The sequence below is a fragment of the Aeromonas sp. 603404 genome (assembly GCF_049171775.1).
GTDB lineage: Bacteria > Pseudomonadota > Gammaproteobacteria > Enterobacterales > Aeromonadaceae > Aeromonas > Aeromonas veronii_A.
Genome location: NZ_JAAKPE010000005.1, coordinates 35,659 through 53,004, shown reverse-complemented (window position 1 = coordinate 53,004; position 17,346 = coordinate 35,659). Strand labels below are relative to the sequence as shown.

Here is a 17,346-nt window from a genome sequence, read left to right as displayed (position 1 = left end):
GGGGGGATGGCAAAACAGAAAAGCTCCAGCCAACCCGTTGGCCAGGCTGGAGAAAATGCACAGTACAAGAAGCCGGTTGAACAACCGGCTCAAAGACACATTACTACTTACAAGGAATACCAAAGTACCGAAGCAAGGCTTACGCCTCGATGGGGGCGCGCCAGTCGTCCGCACCGGAAGTACCGGCAACAGTGTGCTCCCAGTCAATCTTGCGGTAAGCCATGGAGACCTGGATAAGCTGGGTGAAGTCAGACTTCGCCGGGTCCTGGCAGTGCGGCATCTGGCAGTCGATGTCAACGATGGTGGCATCGGTCAGCACGGTAGAGAAGAAGTGCTCCTGCTTGCCCTCAACGGAGGTGCGGTACCACTTCAGGGTCACTTTTGGCAGCATTTCGCCGGAAGCCAGTGCGTTGTACATCAGCGGTACGGCTTTGTTCAGCGCAACGGTGAACTTGAACGGCTTGTGGACACGCTGACCAGCTGGCTGACCGGATTGCGGGTCAGTCGGGACAGTCACAACGTGCTGGAACTCTTGTACCAGCATCTCGTCTTCGTGACCTTGTACGAAGATGTTGCCGACGGAATCGGAGGTGAAGGCACCTGCGGTGATATTGCCCTGGGTTTTACCTTCGATGCTGATATAACATGGAGTTGGCATGGGTATGCTCCTAAATAAGTTGGTTAAACGAGATAGCACTCAACCAACCCTTTAGCAGCGACCATGCCACTTATTTTTATTCTTATTTTTCAATTAGTTAAATAAAAGACAATTCTCGCACGATTCCTTCATATGCAATAAATTGCGCAACATCATCAAACTCACTGGCAAAACTGTCATTTTAAGTGATTTTATCTGTGTAATGAGCAATTTTTTGCGTTAGACAGCATCATGCACTGTCATCATCCACATTTTCAATCTGTGCCGTGTCAATGTTCAGTCTGACAATACCCTGCATCAGCGCCCATGATATCGCCTGATTTTTGCTGCTTGCCCCCAGCTTCTCCGCTATCCGTTCAAGATGGAAAGTGACGGTTCTGGGCTTGATCCCCAGGATCTGGGCAATATCACTCACTTGCTTGCCTTCGGCAGCCCACTGGCACACCTCCAGCTCCCGTAGGGTCAGTTCTTCCTGAGGAAGCTTCACGGCAAGACAAACACGGGCCACAGCCTCGAAGACATGCACCGCCAGCCAGCTTAAAAAGGGAGCAGCCGTCAGCCACTGATGCTCAGTTCGTGTAGTGCGTGTGATCAATGACAACAAGCCAACATGGCCATTCGGCCCGTGCCAGGGAATCGTGATCCCGTCGCGCAATCCCATCTCATGGGCCTGCAACATCACCTCAAGCCCCGCCATATCTTGTTGATCGCAACACTCGGTGATCAGGTTGGCCCAGAGGATAGGGGTACTCTGGATCATCCCTTTGCGTACAACGGGATCTACCGTAAAGAAACGCTTTTTGTCATAGGTCTGTACCCATTCGGCAGGACAGCCGTTGAAAATCCTCACGTCAGGTCGCTGAATCGAACTGGGAAAGATGAATCCCAGCCGGAAGTGGTCAAAACCCATCTGCTGGCTAAGGGTACGCAGCAGGGCCACTATGGTCTGCTCGTCAGAGGCCTCATTGAAGCGGGTAATCAGCTCAAGAGCGTCGGCGGTGTCGAGGAAAAAGTTCGATGTCGAAGTCAAAAGCTAGGCACACCCGTTGTAAAGAATTACTAAATGTCATTAACAATAAATCAAATAGCATAATATCTCGCCAACACAAAGAAAAAGGCGAAGCCAATGAATAACATGGTGTGAGCGGGTCACCTCACACCTGGCTACATGTATAAAAAATCCCCGCCTGTCAGGGCGGGGATCCGGTGCGGGCAACAGCCCGAGATCACTGCGTGTGTTGTCTTTTTAGAATACGTATTTGACCCGTGCACTCAGGTTGCGGCCCGGTTCGGTCATCATGCTGTTATCGGAGCCCTCGGCACGACCGGCGATGCGCTCGTAGCTGGTGTACTCCTTGTCAAACAGGTTGAAGACACCGACGTTGAGCTGCAGGTCGGTCATCGGGTTGAACTGGGCGTATATATCTACCACACCCCAACCGGCGCTCTTCACGTAATCGTTGCCTTTGCTGTCTTTACGGACTTTGTCCATGTCGTCAGCAAAGCGCAGCGCGGTGTTGAAGTTCCATTGGGACTGTTCCAGACGCACACCGACGGAGCCGTTGAGCGGGCTCAGGCTGTTGATGTAGTTGCCATCCCCATCCTTGCCTTCGATGTAGGCGAGGTTGCCCCATACATTGACGATGTCGTTGAGCCAGTAATCCGCCTTGGCTTCGACCCCTTTGGTGGTCGCCTTGCTCAGGTTCTGGTACTGGTAGACGGCGGTGCGCCCCTCTTTGCCCACTTCCACCATCTCGATGAAGTCTTCAAACTTGTTGTAGAAGCTGGCTACTTCATAGCTGAAGCCGTTGCTGCTGCCACGCACGCCGAGATCGATGCCGTCGCTGCTCTCCGGATTGAGGTTCGGGTTGGGCTCGATGCGATAGCCGTACGCCTGATGGTTCAGAGTGGAGAAGGCACTGTCATACATGGGGGCCTTGAAACCGTGGCTATACTGGGCGAACAGGTTGGCCGCCTCGTGGGCCTTGAACACCAGACCCAGCTTGGGTGACAACTCCCCTTCGGAGAACTTGTGCAGCTTGTCGCCTGTGTAGGCCGGATCGTTGTCCGGGGTCATCCGGTAGTAGTCATAACGGGCACCCGGGGTCAGCACCCAGCGCTCGCCAAACTTGATCTCGTCAAAGGCCCACAGGGCGCTGCGCTCGCTGGTGGTAGCCGGGAAACTCAGCTCGTTGTAGCCGACAAAATCACCGGGAGTCGTCGGCCCCTTGTAACGGGTACGTTCGTTGTCGGTGTGCTCGTATTCAGCCCCCCAGGCCAGGCGGTGGTTGGCGACCGCCTTGTGGAACTGCAGCTGGGCGCCGATGTTCTTCTGATCGAACACGTTGTGATCCAGCGAGTTTTTGGTCACATAGGGGTTGCCGGGGCTGACCGGATACTTGGATGAGGCGTACTGATCCAGCGTCTGCTTGGTGCGGGCGAAGTAAACCTTGCTATCCATCCGATCGGCCCAACCTTGATTTAGCGCGATGCCGTGATCCAGCACCACAGAGAGGTTGTCGGTCTGCTTGTCGGTGATGGGCTGATCAAAGACACGGGCAGTGCCGGTACCGACCTTGTTGAGCTTGACCGCATCCGGCTCCTCGCCATCGGTCAGGTAGTCAACGGTCAGCTTGAGGAACTGCTCATCGGAGAGGTTCCACTTGCTCTTGAGCAGCAGGGCGTGGGTACCGATATCGAAGTCGTTTTTGGTGGAGTCGAAATTCTGGGTCACACCGCCATCGCGCCAGGTGTAGCGCAGCAGGTTCTCCACTTCACCAGTGCGCAGGGCGCCGGTAAAGCCCGCCATCTTCTGGTGGCTGCTGGAGGCGTAACCGCTGGTCACATCCAGATAACTATCCTTGCCCTTGAGGAAGTCGCTGGCATCCTTGGTGGTGATGGCAATCACGCCACCCAGCGCATCGGAGCCGTAGGCGGCAGACGCCGGCCCCTTTGCCACTTCTACCTGCTTGATCATGTCGGTATCGAAGTAGCTCTGGCCAACACCGCCCTTGCTGTAAGCATCGTTCTGGCGCACACCGTCGCGCACCACCTTGACCCGGTTTTCACCCATGCCGCGGATGATGAAGGTCTGCGCATCCCCCTGACCGCCGAGCACGGTCACACCGGGTTCGTAGCGGAACAGGTCGGCGACGTTGGTGACGACCTGCTCTTCAATCTGCTTGGCGGTGATCACCGAGATGGGGCCGGAGACATCTTCCAGTTTTTGCTCCATCCGTGAGCCGCTGACGACCACGACTTCATCCGCCTTCTGGGTGGCAGCAAAGACCTGGGAGGAGAGACCGGCCGCCACGGCGAGGGCAACCAGAGAGAGTGCGTTATGATGGGTCACAGCGAATCCTTATTGAGAACTGTTATCAAACAGGCCGCATATTACCCGGCTCTCGACAAAGATCAACAAGAAACGAAATCATTCTCATTTGTTTTGAGCCAAATTGGTTTTACACTGTCGCCCTGTGTTGCCCTTATTCTCTATTAGCCCCCGAGATGCACCGGCATCCGGGCATATCAGCCGTGAGATCCCATGATTAGACGACTTCCCCTGCTCGCCCTGCCGCTGCTACTGGCAGCCTGTGCCACCCCAACCCAGCCAAACGTGTCATCACAGTTGCAGACGCTCTATGACTACCGGCTAAGTAGCGAGGGAGATGCAGACCTGACGCTGGAGCAAGCAATCGCGCGCATTGCCGACGCCGACATCATTCTGGTGGGCGAGCTGCACAGCCATCCTGCCGTGCATCTGTTGCAATCGCGCCTGCTGAGCGGGCTCTACACCGCAGGTCAGCAGCACGGTCGGCCATTGGCCCTCTCCATGGAGCAGTTCAGCCGCGCCGATCAGAAGACGCTGGATGCCTATCTGACGAATCAGATTGGTGAAGCGGCCTTGATCCGCGAAGGCAACGCCTGGCCCAACTATCCGAGCGACTACCGCCCGCTGGTAGAGTTTGCCAAGGCTCACCGGATGCCGGTGATCGCCGCCAACGCCCCCAAGCCGCTGGTGAGCTGTGTCGGTCAGGAGGGGGCTGAGTGGCTCGACAAACTGCCAGCCACACGTCGCAGCCAGCTGGCCCGCCAGCTGACGCTGGGGGATGACCCCTATCGCCAGAAATTTATGGCCTCCATGCACCACGGCGATGCCGACAGCAACGCCCGCCGCTTCGCAGCCCAGACCAGCTGGGATGACACCATGGCCGAGAGCATGGTGGATTATCTCGCCAAGCACCCGGGCCAGCAGATCATGCATATCGCCGGCAATTTCCACGTCGAGGGGGGGCTTGGGCTCGCCAGTCGCATCGCCAGCCGCAATCCGGCCCTCAAGGTAGCGCTGGTCGTCCCCCGTACAGATGAGACCTCTGTTGCAGATCCCGCAGCCGATGTGCAGGTAACCATCATGCCGCTGCCTAAGCGCTGGCAAAACAGTGACGAGATGAAGCAAGATATGGGCGCGCTGCATCAATCCCGCAGTCGTGACTGCAGCCAGTGGCTGCAACCCTAATCTTCCAGGAAACGGCGGGTAAAATATGGATGTGTTACTGATCATCGATGTGCAGCAAGGCTTGTTCAACGAGCCCCGTTACCGCCAGGAGCAGGTGCTGGCCAATATCAATCGGGCTGCGGCCCATGTCAGGCAGCAACAGGGACGGGTCATCTATATCCAGCATGACTCGCCCCCCGGTACCGAACTGGAACCGGGCACCCCGGGTTGGCAGTTGCACAGTGCGCTGCAACCGGCCAAGGGAGAGAGCCGGGTGCGCAAAACGGCCTGTGACAGCTTTCTCGATACCGAGCTTGCCTTCCTGCTGGCCGAGCAGCCGGTCGATCGACTGATCCTCTGTGGCTGCGCCACCGATTTTTGCGTCGACACCACGGTGCGCAGTGCCGCCTCCCATGGGTACGAGGTGCTGGTATTGAGCGATGGTCACACCACCGCCGATCGCCCCCACCTGAGCGCGGCCCAGATCACCGAGCACCATCACTGGATGTGGCGCCACCTCAGCCTGCCGGAGGGGCGCAATGTGACCCTGCTCACCACCGACGAGCTGCTGGCAGTAACACCCGCCCTGCAGCCGTGCTAATCTGCGAGCCTCGCCTCGTTTCTCACTGGAGTCTGTCGTGCGCCTGTTGTCTGCCACCCTGTTGTTGATTGTTCCCCTGCTGTCGGCCTGCTCCAGCTTGCCCGGACAGAAGTATGACGGGCCGGAACCCCTGTTTCTGACCCACATCAACGAGGAGGGGAGCAAGCGCTTCACCTTTGAAGCCGCGCCCAACGACACCTTGCCGCGCGGCCTATCGGCAGCCCAGAGCCAGCGGCTGCTGGAGCAGCGGGAGGCGTTGCAGGAGAACCTGCTGACCGAGACCCTGGCGACCAAGCAGTATTGCCGCCAGGGCTACATCGTACTGAGCCAGACCTCCTGGAAGGTGCGGGGGGAGTGCAACGAAACGGCCACCGACGCCGATCGTCGCGCTTTTCCCAACAAGGCCAGCTGGCAGGATTGAACTGGCGGATAAGATGACCCAATAAAAACGGGCAGCCAATTGGCTGCCCGTTTTGTTATGACGGCTGTCGTGGTCGACAGGGATCGTCAGACCGGCGCATCGGCCGGGCTGGTGAGCTCGGCACCGTTGTCGATGCGCTTGTGCCCCTCCACCAGATGGACGAAATCCACCAGCTCGTCACCGGAGACCGCGAACGCCTGACCGAAGCCCTTGACGAACAGCCCCTGCTCCGGCTTGAGGCGGAACAGTTTGAAATCCTTGAGGTTGGAGAGACCCTTGATGATCTCGCCAAAACGCCCCTCCAGCGCAGCGACCGCCTTGCTCCAGCGGGCGTCGTCACGGGCAACCACTTCAGCCACCGCATCGAAGGTCAAGCGCTTGCGGGCAAACAGCTCGCGGGCACCGCTCTCATCCTCGATCAGCATCAGGGATACCCGCGGCACCTGTTGCAAGTTGCGGGCGTGGCGGGCGATCTCGGAGATCAGCACATAGTAGCCATCTTCCTGCAGCACGAACGGGGCATAGCTGGCGTTGGGATTGCCTTCGCCATCGACGGTGGCGAGCTGCAGGGTGCGGCAGCTGTCGCGAAACTCGCGGATCTCCGGTTGCAGGCGGTTCTGCAGACGCTCCTGACGTTCACTCATGCTTTGACTTCCTCTTGAGAGTTGTGGCGCAGCGCCATAAAACGGGTGACCTGATCGGCCAGCAGCTGACGTTTCTCGTCGCGACCCAGATAGACCTTGAAAATGCAGCGGCCGGAGTGACCGAAGAACTGGAAGGAGTGCCCCTCCTTGCCCATGAACAGCTTGCTGACCAGCGCAATCCCCGCCACGTTGTCGAGCTTGAGATGACCATGCAGCTCACCGTCCCGGCCCATCAGGTTGTAGTAACCGCGTGCGTCCTTGCCTTTCGGGAAGGGGGCTTTTACCTCGAAGATGGAACCTTCTGATTCGACGATGGTGGTCACCGGGCCCCAGTCGGCCAGATCTTCCAGCAGACCTTGTGCGCGATCGGCGGGCAACAGGGTCACCAGCTCGGCGGGCAGATGGCGAACCACCTCCCATTCGCTGATGGCAAGCTGGGCCGCCAGGGTGGACGGATGAGCGCCGGGATCCTGCTCCAGCAGCGCGTGAATGCGTTGTGCAATGCTCATGTTTTCTCCCTCTGCGGGACCATGTTGTCCCGCTGTTTATCATGGCGGCTACTCTAATAAAGCACCGGAATCAATGCAATTGATAATTGCTATCATTATCAGTGCATTTTTTCCAAAGCCTTGATATTCTCGGCGGCACACCCGTTTCATTCACCCCTTCGGAGGTTAGCATGGGCCGTCGTCTTGCCCTCGCCATCACCCTGCTCTGCAGTTCACTGTCCCCCTTCTCTGCCGTTGCCACCGACGGACAGAAAGAGCGTATCGTCAGTATCGGCCCCGCCACCACAGAACTCATTCTGGCCCTTGGCGGTGAATCGAGCCTGATCGCCACCGATGTCAGCAGCCCCTTGCCAAAAGGGTTGCCCAAGGTGGGTTATCACCGGGCGCTGGCCGCCGAAGGGATCCTGAGCCTCTCCCCCACCCGACTGGTGGGCAGCGACGAGATGGGCCCGGCCCCGACCCTGGATCAGCTGCGTCGTGCCGGGGTCAAGGTGGAAGTGCTGGATACCGCGCCGACCCTCGCCAACCTCAACCAGCGTATCGACACCCTCTCCAGCCTGCTGGGCGACAAAGCCACTGGCGATCGCCTGAAGGCAGAGATCCAGGCCCAGACCGATCAGCTGGCGGCGCAAGCCAAACAGAACAAACCGCTCAAGGTCGCCTTCCTGCTGCTGCACAAGGGGCAACCCACCAGCATCGCCGGGGGGGACACCACCGCCAGCGCGCTGATCTCGCTGGCAGGCGGCATCAATCCGGTCGCCGAATTACGCAACTACAAGCCGGTATCCGCCGAATCCCTCATCGAGATGCAGCCCGATCTGGTGCTGGTCAGCGGTCGTGACTGGCAGCAGTATGCCGATCCGGCCAAGGTGCTGGCAGAAGTGCCCGCCCTGGCCGCCACCCCGGCTGGCAAGCGTAACGCCATTCACGCCATCGACGGCCACGCCCTGCAAGGGGGCCTGAGCCTCAACTCCCTGCAACAGGCGAACCAGATCGCTCAGTGGATCAAGCAGGGGTCATGATGCGGTTACCCCTCTCCTGGCTGCTGGCCTTCACCACGGCCGCACTGGCGCTGTTGCTGCTCGGTTCGCTGGCAACCGGCCCCATGACCCTCACCCTGGGCGAGAGTCTGCGGGCGCTGTTTGCCGGACAGGAGAGCGGGATAGAGTCGCACAAGCTGCTGATCGTGCAGGAAATTCGCCTGCCACGTACCCTGCTCTGCATCGCAGTGGGGGGGATCCTCGGGCTATGTGGCGCAGTGATGCAGGGGCTGTTTCGCAACCCCCTGGCTGACCCCGGCATCATAGGTGTCTCCGGCGGTGCGGCGCTCGGCGCGGCGCTCGCCATCGTGCTGCTGGCCCCCCTCGGCCAGCAGCTGCAAGCCACCATAGGGGTTGGTCTGCTGCCGCTGCTCGCCTTTCTCGGCGGCGCGCTCACCACCACTCTGGTCTATCTGCTCGGCACCCGTGAGGGGGGCACCTCGGTCACTGTCATGCTGCTGGCCGGGGTCGCCATCACGGCGCTCTCCGGCGCGGTGATCGGCCTGCTCACCTATCTGGCGGACGATCAGATGCTGCGCAACCTGAGCCTGTGGCAGATGGGGACGCTGGCAGCAGGCAAACCGGCCGATGTGGCGCTGGCCCTGCTCACCCTGGCGGCCCTGCTGTGGCTCTTTATGCGCGATGCCAATCCCCTCAACGCCCTGCTGCTGGGTGAAGGGGAGGCCCGTCATCTTGGGGTCAATGTGCAATCCCTCAAACGTCGCCTCATTCTGCTCACCGCCGCGGGCGTCGGGGTGGCGGTGGCGGTATCGGGAATGATCGGCTTCGTCGGGCTGGTAGTGCCCCATCTGGTACGCCTGCTGGCGGGCCCCAACCATGTCAGGTTGCTGCCGCTCTCGGCCCTGCTTGGCGCCGCCCTGCTGCTGGCGGCCGATATGCTGGCACGCACCCTGCTGGCCCCGGCCGAGTTGCCGGTAGGCATCATCACCGCCCTGCTCGGTGCCCCCTTCTTCATCTGGCTGCTGGTAAAAGGGCGCCGCGCCCTGTGATACGGACTGTTATGCAACCACTCTCATCCGCACTCTCATCCTCACTCTCCTCCCCCCTGTTGAGCTGCACCCGCCTGAGCCTGCGCCGTGGCCAGCGCCAGATCCTGGATGGGCTCAATCTCGACCTCGAGAGCGGCACCCTCACCGCGCTGCTCGGCCCCAACGGGGCGGGCAAGAGCTCGCTGCTCAAGTGCCTGACCGGCGAGCTGGAATATGAGGGTTCCATCACCCTGTTTGGCGCGGATCGCCAAGGGTGGGACAGCAGCCAGCTGGCCCACCGGCTCGGGGTATTGCCGCAAAGCTCCTCCCTCAACTTCCCCTTTCTCTGCGAGGAAGTGGTCGCCATGGGGCGCTTGCCCCACAGTGAACCGGCGGCGCGGCGTGGCGAGATAGTGGCGGCGGCCATGACCCATGCCGGAGTCGAGCATCTGGCCAAGCGGCTCTATCCCGGGCTCTCCGGCGGCGAGCGGCAGCGGGTGCAGTTTGCCCGGGTGCTGGCGCAGATCTGGCAGGCCCCCTCCCCGACCGAGCAGGCCGAGCAACCTCGCTTGCTGCTGCTCGACGAGCCCACCTCGGCGCTGGATCTGAAATACCAGCATCAGCTGCTGGCCATGGCGCGCGCCCTGGCCAGCCGCAATACTGCGGTGCTGGTGGTCCTGCACGATCTTAATCTGGCGGCGCGCTATGCCGATCGGCTGGTGATGCTGGAGCGGGGCAAACTGATGGCCGATGGCACACCTGCCGAGGTGCTGACCCCCGAGCTGATTGCCCGTCTCTATGACTATCCGGCCCAGGTGATCCACCACCCCGAGAGCGGCCTGCCGATGGTGGTGTGACAAATTCAGAGTGCGGTAACGGCAGGAAGTGCGCCATTCATCCCGGAAACTGCAGCGTATAAACCGGTTTTTCACACCCCATATCGCCCTGCTAACATTCATCATCGCCAGATATGTGGTGTGAATATCCTCACACTTTACTCAGGCAAAATCCCCACAGCATCGCCGTCTACTTATAATGGCGCCGCCTCATAGAAGGCATAACTCATTGATGCTACGGAATAATTACAATGAAGAATATCAACAAGACCCTACTGGCTGCCGCCATCTCCCTCGGGATGCTGGCTGGCTGCAACAGCGACAACGACTCAAAGGCAGCTGATCCCATGGTTCGTTTTGCCACCTTCAACCTCTCTTTTGACCGCACTGCAGCCGGTATGCTGACCGGTGAGCTGGCCTTGACCCGCACCGAGCAGGATGCCCTGCTGGCCCGCCTCGCCGAAGGGAGCCTGAGCGGCGCCACGGAAACCAAAGCCAAGAACGTGCAGCAGATCCGCAACGTGGCGGAGATCATCCAGCGCACCCGCCCGGATGTGTTCCTGCTCAACGAGTTCGACAACGACGGCAAAGGCGAGAGCACTGCCGATCTGAAAGCCTTCAACGACAACTATCTGGCCCACGCCCAGCACGCAGAGGTGACGGCCATCAGCTATCCGGTGATGCAGAATTTCGCCACCAACACCGGCCTGATGAGCGGTTATGACCTCAATCTGGATGGCAAGGTCAACAGCGGCCCCGACGACGCCTGGGGCTTTGGCAACTACCACGGCCAGTATGCCTTTGCGGTGATGTCCAAATACCCCATCGACACCAAGCAGATCCGCACCTTCCAGAACTTCAAGTGGAAGGATATGCCGGGCGAGCAGAACCCCATCATCGATGACTGCAACAATCCCAAGGTCAAGATCCCTGCCAGCCGCCAGTGTGGTGATGCCTGGTATTCAGACGCAGCTTGGCAGCAGTACCCGCTCTCCTCCAAGAACCACGCCGATGTGCCGGTACGCATCAAGACCGAGAAGGGTGAAGAGGTGATTCACTTCCTGATCTCCCACCCGACCCCGCCAATCTTTGCCAACGCAGCGCGTCACACCGTCAAGCACAACCGCGCCGAGATCGCCTTCTGGAACGACTACGTCAAGGGTCTCAACTACATGACCGATGACAAGGGCACCAAGGGTGGGCTGGCCAAAAACGCCAAGTTTGTCATCGCCGGCGATCTCAACGCCGATCCGCTCACCGGTGACGGTGACCTGACCGCCATTCAGGATCTGCTAAACAACCCGCTGATGAATCAGGCCATCACCAATGGCACCCTGATCCCGGTCAGCGAAGGGGGCCCGGAGTGTGTCAGCAAAGGGGCCGACTGCAAACGAAACCTCACTCGCCCCAACCCGGAACGCATCACCAACTCCAGCGTGCTGCAGCTGGATCACGTCATCCCCTCCGCCAACCTCAACGCGGTGAAGAGCGGTGTCTACTGGCCTGCCAGCTTCGAGGCCGGTTATCACCTGGTCTATGATGCGAAACTCGGCATCGCCAAGGGAGTCAGTTCGGATCACCGCATGGTGTGGGTCGATCTCAAACTCGACTAACCCTGCCATGACCCCGCTGCGGCGGGGTCTTTTATTGGCGAGGGGTGGCGCGTTGACCACGGCTCATTAATCCACCGCTTGGCATGGCATCCCCCATCCATAACAGTTGAATGGGCCTCGCGATCACAGAACCGCCGCGCCAATGGTGGTAGCATGCCTCCTCTTGCCATCCGGCCGCACGGCGGATCCGGTGGCCCTCCCTCCTCCGCTTTCACTTTTTGAGGAACGATTTGATGGAACTGCTTCTGCTTAGCAACGGTAAAGCCAACGAATTTCCGGGTCTGCTCGGCTGGGCCCGCGATCGGGTTCAGAGCCTGCTGGCTCGCAAACAGGTCAAGCGCATTCTGCTCATCCCCTACGCGGTGATCCGCAGCGACTGGGATGCCCGCGCCAACGAGCTGCAGGAGAGTCTGGGAGTCGATGCCATCAGCATCCACCACTTCGATGACCCGGTCGATGCCATCAATCAGGCGGACGCCATCTTTATCAGCGGCGGTAACACCTGGCGCCTCAACCAGATGCTGCATGAAAACAGCCTGATCGTGCCGATCCAGCGTGCCGTGCGCGAGCGGGGTGTCCCCTATGTGGGCTGGAGCGCCGGTTGCAACGTGGCGACCCCAAGCATCCGCACCACCAACGATATGCCGGTTTGCAGCGCCGCCGTGCTGCCCGCGCTGGGCCTGTTCCCGCTGCAGATCAACCCGCACTATCTGGACGCCAGCATCAGCGGCCACATGGGCGAGACCCGCGACGAGCGTCTGGCCGAATTCTGCGCCATCAACCCGAGCGAATATGTGGTGGCTCTGCGCGAAGCGAGCCTGCTGCAAATCACCGGAGCAAACGGCAGCGAGCGTCTGGAGTACTGGAGCGCCCGTGAGCAGGACTTCAAGATCTTCAAACAGGGTCAGGAGCCGCAAGCCTTTATGGACGCCGCCCCGCTGGCCGAACTGACCCCCTTCAAGGTCGGCTGAGCCACGCAGAGCACCGCGCCACCGGCAGGCGGATAGCTCGCGAAACCGTTAAAACAAAAGAGGGATGGCTCAATGCCATCCCTCTTTTTATCGTCATCTTTCGGCTGGTTGCAGCCTGATTACTCACCCTGCAGGGTCACCAACACCTTGCGGGCACCGCCATCGATGCGATGCTCGCCAAGCCAGATCCCCTGCCAGGTGCCGAGCGCCAACTGACCATCGCGGATCGGCAGTTGCAGGCTCACCCCGAGCAGGGAGGATTTGATGTGGGCGGGCATGTCATCCGGCCCCTCATAGGTGTGGCGATAGTAAGGGGCATCTTCCGGCGCCAGCCGATGCAGATGGGCCTCCATATCGCTGCGCACACTCGGATCGCAATTCTCGTTGAGGGTGAGCGAGGCGGAGGTGTGTTGCAGCAGCAGGTGCGCCATGCCAATCCGGTAATCCGCCAGCATCGGCAGCTTGGCCACCAGCTCGTCCGTCACCAGATGAAAGCCCCGCGAACGGGGCTTAAGAGTCAGCAGGCACTGCTGCCACATCAGACGTACTCCATAAAGACGCGGGAGGTGAGTTTGGTGATGAGCTCGTAGGGGATGGTGCCAATCTCGTCGGCCACCCGCTCTACCGGCAGCCCCTCGCCCCATAGCACCGCCTCGTCACCGGCCTTGTCGGTTGCGCCCGGCCCCAGATCGACCGTGCTCATATCCATGGAGACACGCCCCACCAGCGGCACGATGCGGCCGTTGACCAGCACGGAAGTGCCGTTGGGGGCCATGCGTGGATAGCCGTCACCGTAGCCGATGGCGATCACGCCAAGGCGAGTATCGCGATCTGACACCCAGTTGGCGCCATAGCCCACCGGCTCGCCCGCCTTGTGATCCCGCACCGCAATCAGCTGGGTCTTCAAGGTCATCACCGGCTGCAGGTCGTAATCGGCCGCCACCGTGTTGGGGAAGGGCGACACGCCATAGAGGATGACGCCGGGGCGCACCCAGTCGCAGTGGGAGTCCGGCCAGGCCAGAATGCCCGCCGAGTTGGCCATGGCACGCTCGCCCGCCAGCGGTGCCGTGAGACGGCTGAAGAGGTCAATCTGCTCGCGGGTAGTGGGCTGCTCCAGCTCATCGGATCGGCTGAAGTGAGTCATGATGTTGAACGGCTGCACCACGTTCTTGCACTTGCCGAGTCGTTCGATAAAGGCGGGCATCTCGTCGGCACGCACCCCGAGGCGGTGCATGCCGGTGTCGAGCTTGAGCCAGGCCACCACGGGCGCTGGCAGCTCGACCAGCTCCAGCGCTTCGAGCTGCTCCCAGGTGTGAACCGCCGTCTGCAGGTTGTTGGCCGCCAGCACCGGCAGATCATCGGCGGAGAAGAAGCCCTCCAGCAGCACGATGGGCTTGACCACGGCGCAGGAGCGCAGCATCAGCGCCTCTTCGATGCGGGCCACCGCGTAGGCATCCGCATCCACCAGGGTGCGGGCGACCGGCAGCAGTCCATGGCCATAGGCGTTGGCCTTGACCACAGCTATGATCTTGCAAGCGGGAGCGTGGCGCTTGACCACGGCGAGGTTGTGGCGCAAGGCCGCAGTGTTGATTTGGGCAGTAGCCGCTTTCATGGTTTTCCCTTACGAGGGCACAAATGGTCTCCCCCTCATCGGGCAGAAGACCGCCACTCACTTATCGTCGTCGAAGGCCGGACCGGCATAATTGTCGAACCGGGAAAACAGGCTCTGACGGGCTGCCTTGCAGTGAATGGCAAGCGGGTCAGAGCGGTGGTGGCAATCCTGACCACAGGATTGCCATGATTGTTACTTATCAATAATCGTCGTCAAACGCCGGACCGGCGTAGTTGTCGAACCGGGAGAACTGACCCTGGAAGGTGAGGCGCACCCGGCCGATGGGGCCGTTACGCTGCTTGCCGATAATGATCTCGGCAATCCCCTTGTCCGGGCTGTCATCGTGATAAACCTCATCACGATAGATAAACATGATCAAATCCGCATCCTGCTCGATGGAGCCCGATTCACGAAGGTCCGAGTTGACCGGGCGCTTGTCGGCCCGCTGTTCCAGGCTTCGGTTGAGCTGGGAGAGCGCCACCACAGGGCACTGCAGCTCTTTCGCCAGCGCCTTGAGGGAGCGGGAGATCTCGCCGATCTCCAGGGTACGGTTGTCAGAGAGCGCCGGCACCCGCATCAACTGCAGGTAGTCCACCATGATCATGGATAGGCCACCGTGCTCGCGTGCCACCCGACGGGCACGGGAGCGCACATCGGTCGGAGTGAGGCCGGAGGCGTCATCGATATACATCTTGCCCTTCTCCAGCAGCAATCCCATGGTGGAGGAGAGGCGCGCCCAATCCTCGTCATCGAGCTGACCGGTACGTACCTTGGTCTGATCGATGCGACCGACCGAGGCGAGCATACGCATGATGATCTGCTCGGAGGGCATCTCCAGCGAGAAGATAAGCACCGGCTTGTCGGCAGTGAGGGCCGCATGCTCGCACAGATTCATGGCAAAGGTGGTCTTGCCCATGGAGGGACGGGCCGCCACGATGATCAAGTCCGAACGCTGCAAACCGGCGGTCATCTTGTCGAGATCGTTGTAACCGCTCGATACCCCGGTCACCCCGTTGTGCGGGGTCTTGAACAGCTCTTCAATCTTGTCGACAGTCTGCTCGAGGATCAGCTTCAGGGGCTGAGGCCCCTCGTTGGCGCTGGTGCGCTGCTCGGCAATTTTGAATACCTTGCTCTCGGCCAGGTCGAGCAGATCGCCGGAGGTGCGGCCCTGTGGCTCATAGCCCGCTTCGACTATCTCGTTGGCGACCGAGATCATCTCCCGCACCACCGCCCGCTCGCGCACGATTTCGGCGTAGGCGTTGATGTTGGCGGCACTCGGGGTGTTCTTGGCGATCTCCACCAGATAGGCGAAGCCACCCGCCTCTTCCAACTGTTCGGAGCGTTCCAGCTCCTCCTGCAGGGTGATGAGGTCAATGGGGTTGCCCGCGTTGGAGAGGCGGGTCATGGCCTGGAAGATCAACCGGTGCGGACGGCTGTAGAAATCCTGATCGATCACCCGTTCGGCAACCCGATCCCAGGCATCATTATCCAGCATCAGGCCGCCCAGTACGGACTGTTCGGCCTCAAAAGAGTGGGGAGGAACTTTCAGCTGTTGTGTCTTGGCGTCTTTTTTCGCCGTCACTTGCTCTGCCATGCACATAAAAACCGCAGCGGGAAGGGGACGGGAATTTTACAAAAGAAAGCCAACTACGGCGAGCCCTATCTGGCGGCTCATACCATCATAAAGGGCCAAACCAGAGTCTGCTCTACCTTGACCATTTTGATTTTGCTTCGCATTTTGCGCTCCTTGCGACTCAATCTTCTGCTTTTCATCCGGTTTACTCCTCTTGTTTGACGCCGCATCGCGGCTACCTCGTTCATGAATAATTCATGCCAGAGGTGATATTGATGAATACAAGCTGCGACACAATTAGGGACAGGCAGCCTGCCATGCGCCTTGCTGAGCTTGCCAAAGCGGAGCATGCCCCACCCACAGACGAGAGTGAAAAGAGTCAAAATGAAAAAGATGCTGACCCTGTTTGCCGTGATCCTGGCCATTGGCCTGGGGGCACCTCACGCCGAAGCCAAGAAATTTGGCGGCGGCAAATCCTTTGGTAAAAGTTACAAAACTGCGCCGGCCCAGCCTGCGGCCAAACCGGTCGACAACAAGAATCCGACACTGAATGCCCAGACGCCGCCGAAAAAGAGCGGCATGATGGGTGGCCTGCTGGGCGGCCTGCTGGCTGGCGGCCTGTTTGCCTACCTGCTGGGCAGCGGTGCCTTTGAAGGTCTGCAAGGAATGGACTTCCTGCTGATCGCCCTGCTGGCGCTGGGTGCCGTCTTCCTGATCCGTACCCTGCGCAAGGGCAAGGTCGCGACGCCACAGCCACAACAGGCGGCCTATGCGGGCTATCAGCCACCGCAATCCACGGCCCCGCAGCAGTTTGAGCAGAGCAACAGCGCACCGCAAGCCACCGGCTTTGCCGACAGCGATGTGCCGTTCCGCCTGCCGCCAGGCTTTGACATGAACAGCTTCCTGGCCGGTGCCCGCGATCACTATCGCACCCTGCAAGAGGCGTGGAACAAGAACGATCTGGAAAAGGTGCGCGAGTACGTCAGCCCCGAGCTGTTTGAACAGCTCAAAGCCGAGCGCACCGAACTGACTGGCGACCAGCATACGGAAGTGATGTACGTCGATACCCAGCTGGTACGCGCCGACTACGGCAGCGACTGGGCTCAGGTAAGCGTGCGCTTCAGCGGCCGCTACATGGACCGTCAGGAGCAGGTCGAGGAAGACATTAAAGAGGTGTGGCACCTCGAGCGCGATCTGGCCAAGAACAATGCCCCCTGGCATATCGTCGGTATCGAACAGCTGTAAGGTTTAGATTGTCACTACGCAAGAGGCGGCCCACGGGCTGCCTCTTTTCATTTCATCCCCTCACCTGACCTCATACAGGCGGTGGCTATCGTCATTGATGATTGAAGAGTTGTAACCGCCACCCAAACAACGACAAAGG

17 protein-coding genes are annotated in these 17,346 nt (G+C 60.0%); 9 read left to right on the top strand and 8 right to left on the bottom strand.

Annotated features, from left to right (window positions below):
* Positions 1 to 139 precede the first annotated feature (139 nt).
* From hcp1 to G5306_RS08980, 3 genes are all read right to left on the bottom strand, one after another.
* Positions 140 to 658 carry a type VI secretion system effector Hcp1 gene (gene hcp1 / locus G5306_RS08990; protein WP_010634242.1) on the bottom strand — a complete coding sequence of 173 codons (519 nt, stop codon included), beginning with the start codon at positions 656 to 658 and terminating at the stop codon, positions 140 to 142.
* A 229-nt stretch (positions 659 to 887) separates the two neighbouring features.
* Positions 888 to 1,598, bottom strand: a complete 711-nt coding sequence (locus G5306_RS08985) for a LuxR family transcriptional regulator (protein ID WP_421312755.1) — start codon at positions 1,596 to 1,598, stop codon at positions 888 to 890.
* 306 nt (positions 1,599 to 1,904) lie between these two features.
* A complete protein-coding gene (locus G5306_RS08980) occupies positions 1,905 to 4,010 on the bottom strand; it encodes a TonB-dependent hemoglobin/transferrin/lactoferrin family receptor (protein WP_421312754.1) in 2,106 nt (701 codons plus the stop codon).
* Positions 4,011 to 4,202: 192 nt separating this feature from the next.
* On the opposite strand from G5306_RS08980, the gene G5306_RS08975 reads away from it, so the two are divergent.
* The 3 genes from G5306_RS08975 to G5306_RS08965 are packed head-to-tail and all read left to right on the top strand — an operon-like array spanning position 4,203 to position 6,175.
* A complete protein-coding gene (locus G5306_RS08975; RefSeq protein ID WP_421312753.1) occupies positions 4,203 to 5,174 on the top strand; it encodes a ChaN family lipoprotein in 972 nt (323 codons plus the stop codon).
* A gap of 25 nt (positions 5,175 to 5,199) precedes the next feature.
* Positions 5,200 to 5,754 (top strand): cysteine hydrolase family protein, encoded by a 555-nt coding sequence (locus G5306_RS08970; RefSeq protein ID WP_064340768.1) that lies wholly within the window; start codon positions 5,200 to 5,202, stop codon positions 5,752 to 5,754.
* Between the two features lie 37 nt (positions 5,755 to 5,791).
* Positions 5,792 to 6,175 (top strand): hypothetical protein, encoded by a 384-nt coding sequence (locus G5306_RS08965; protein ID WP_005335256.1) that lies wholly within the window; start codon positions 5,792 to 5,794, stop codon positions 6,173 to 6,175.
* An 86-nt stretch (positions 6,176 to 6,261) separates the two neighbouring features.
* Here G5306_RS08965 and hutZ read toward each other — a convergent pair whose 3' ends face one another.
* Both hutZ and hutX read right to left on the bottom strand, forming a co-directional pair.
* On the bottom strand, positions 6,262 to 6,819 hold the full coding sequence (hutZ, locus tag G5306_RS08960; protein ID WP_005335257.1) for a heme utilization protein HutZ: 558 nt from the start codon (positions 6,817 to 6,819) through the stop codon (positions 6,262 to 6,264).
* Entirely contained in the window at positions 6,816 to 7,328 is a 513-nt protein-coding gene (gene hutX / locus G5306_RS08955; protein WP_005362516.1) for a heme utilization cystosolic carrier protein HutX, read from the bottom strand. The genes hutZ and hutX overlap by 4 nt, the downstream gene beginning before the upstream one ends.
* Positions 7,329 to 7,498: 170 nt before the next feature.
* Here hutX and G5306_RS08950 point away from each other — a divergent pair, with 170 nt between their 5' ends.
* From G5306_RS08950 to pepE, 5 genes are all read left to right on the top strand, one after another.
* Positions 7,499 to 8,350 carry a heme/hemin ABC transporter substrate-binding protein gene (locus tag G5306_RS08950; protein WP_139408990.1) on the top strand — a complete coding sequence of 284 codons (852 nt, stop codon included), beginning with the start codon at positions 7,499 to 7,501 and terminating at the stop codon, positions 8,348 to 8,350.
* On the top strand, positions 8,347 to 9,378 hold the full coding sequence (locus G5306_RS08945; protein WP_005335261.1) for a FecCD family ABC transporter permease: 1,032 nt from the start codon (positions 8,347 to 8,349) through the stop codon (positions 9,376 to 9,378). Before G5306_RS08950 ends, G5306_RS08945 begins: the two co-directional genes overlap by 4 nt.
* An 11-nt stretch (positions 9,379 to 9,389) precedes the next feature.
* The gene (locus tag G5306_RS08940; protein ID WP_139408988.1) at positions 9,390 to 10,214 is read left to right on the top strand and encodes a heme ABC transporter ATP-binding protein; all 825 of its coding nucleotides are present in this window, start codon (positions 9,390 to 9,392) and stop codon (positions 10,212 to 10,214) included.
* Between the two features lie 230 nt (positions 10,215 to 10,444).
* Positions 10,445 to 11,806, top strand: coding sequence for an endonuclease/exonuclease/phosphatase family protein (locus tag G5306_RS08935; protein WP_107683517.1), 1,362 nt, complete (start codon positions 10,445 to 10,447; stop codon positions 11,804 to 11,806).
* Positions 11,807 to 12,039: 233 nt separating this feature from the next.
* The gene (gene pepE / locus G5306_RS08930) at positions 12,040 to 12,777 is read left to right on the top strand and encodes a dipeptidase PepE (protein ID WP_421208842.1); all 738 of its coding nucleotides are present in this window, start codon (positions 12,040 to 12,042) and stop codon (positions 12,775 to 12,777) included.
* 119 nt (positions 12,778 to 12,896) lie between these two features.
* Here the strand turns inward: pepE and G5306_RS08925 are convergent, their stop codons facing one another.
* From G5306_RS08925 to dnaB, 3 genes are all read right to left on the bottom strand, one after another.
* Positions 12,897 to 13,316 carry a secondary thiamine-phosphate synthase enzyme YjbQ gene (locus tag G5306_RS08925; protein WP_042052785.1) on the bottom strand — a complete coding sequence of 140 codons (420 nt, stop codon included), beginning with the start codon at positions 13,314 to 13,316 and terminating at the stop codon, positions 12,897 to 12,899.
* Positions 13,316 to 14,389 carry an alanine racemase gene (alr, locus tag G5306_RS08920; RefSeq protein ID WP_421312752.1) on the bottom strand — a complete coding sequence of 358 codons (1,074 nt, stop codon included), beginning with the start codon at positions 14,387 to 14,389 and terminating at the stop codon, positions 13,316 to 13,318. Before alr ends, G5306_RS08925 begins: the two co-directional genes overlap by 1 nt.
* Positions 14,390 to 14,588: 199 nt before the next feature.
* Positions 14,589 to 15,983, bottom strand: a complete 1,395-nt coding sequence (gene dnaB / locus G5306_RS08915) for a replicative DNA helicase (RefSeq protein ID WP_026035132.1) — start codon at positions 15,981 to 15,983, stop codon at positions 14,589 to 14,591.
* A 363-nt stretch (positions 15,984 to 16,346) separates the two neighbouring features.
* Here dnaB and G5306_RS08910 point away from each other — a divergent pair, with 363 nt between their 5' ends.
* Positions 16,347 to 17,207 carry a Tim44 domain-containing protein gene (locus G5306_RS08910; RefSeq protein ID WP_421250705.1) on the top strand — a complete coding sequence of 287 codons (861 nt, stop codon included), beginning with the start codon at positions 16,347 to 16,349 and terminating at the stop codon, positions 17,205 to 17,207.
* The last annotated feature ends 139 nt before the right edge of the window (positions 17,208 to 17,346 follow it).

Coding starts and splice junctions, on each gene's coding strand:
- hcp1 (WP_010634242.1), bottom strand. CDS start 658: ATGCCAACTCCATGTTATATCAGCATCGAAGGTAAAACCCAGGGCAAT.
- G5306_RS08975 (WP_421312753.1), top strand. CDS start 4,203: ATGATTAGACGACTTCCCCTGCTCGCCCTGCCGCTGCTACTGGCAGCC.
- G5306_RS08970 (WP_064340768.1), top strand. CDS start 5,200: ATGGATGTGTTACTGATCATCGATGTGCAGCAAGGCTTGTTCAACGAG.
- hutZ (WP_005335257.1), bottom strand. CDS start 6,819: ATGAGTGAACGTCAGGAGCGTCTGCAGAACCGCCTGCAACCGGAGATC.
- hutX (WP_005362516.1), bottom strand. CDS start 7,328: ATGAGCATTGCACAACGCATTCACGCGCTGCTGGAGCAGGATCCCGGC.
- G5306_RS08950 (WP_139408990.1), top strand. CDS start 7,499: ATGGGCCGTCGTCTTGCCCTCGCCATCACCCTGCTCTGCAGTTCACTG.
- G5306_RS08945 (WP_005335261.1), top strand. CDS start 8,347: ATGATGCGGTTACCCCTCTCCTGGCTGCTGGCCTTCACCACGGCCGCA.
- G5306_RS08940 (WP_139408988.1), top strand. CDS start 9,390: ATGCAACCACTCTCATCCGCACTCTCATCCTCACTCTCCTCCCCCCTG.
- G5306_RS08935 (WP_107683517.1), top strand. CDS start 10,445: ATGAAGAATATCAACAAGACCCTACTGGCTGCCGCCATCTCCCTCGGG.
- pepE (WP_421208842.1), top strand. CDS start 12,040: ATGGAACTGCTTCTGCTTAGCAACGGTAAAGCCAACGAATTTCCGGGT.
- G5306_RS08925 (WP_042052785.1), bottom strand. CDS start 13,316: ATGTGGCAGCAGTGCCTGCTGACTCTTAAGCCCCGTTCGCGGGGCTTT.
- alr (WP_421312752.1), bottom strand. CDS start 14,389: ATGAAAGCGGCTACTGCCCAAATCAACACTGCGGCCTTGCGCCACAAC.
- dnaB (WP_026035132.1), bottom strand. CDS start 15,983: ATGGCAGAGCAAGTGACGGCGAAAAAAGACGCCAAGACACAACAGCTG.
- G5306_RS08910 (WP_421250705.1), top strand. CDS start 16,347: ATGAAAAAGATGCTGACCCTGTTTGCCGTGATCCTGGCCATTGGCCTG.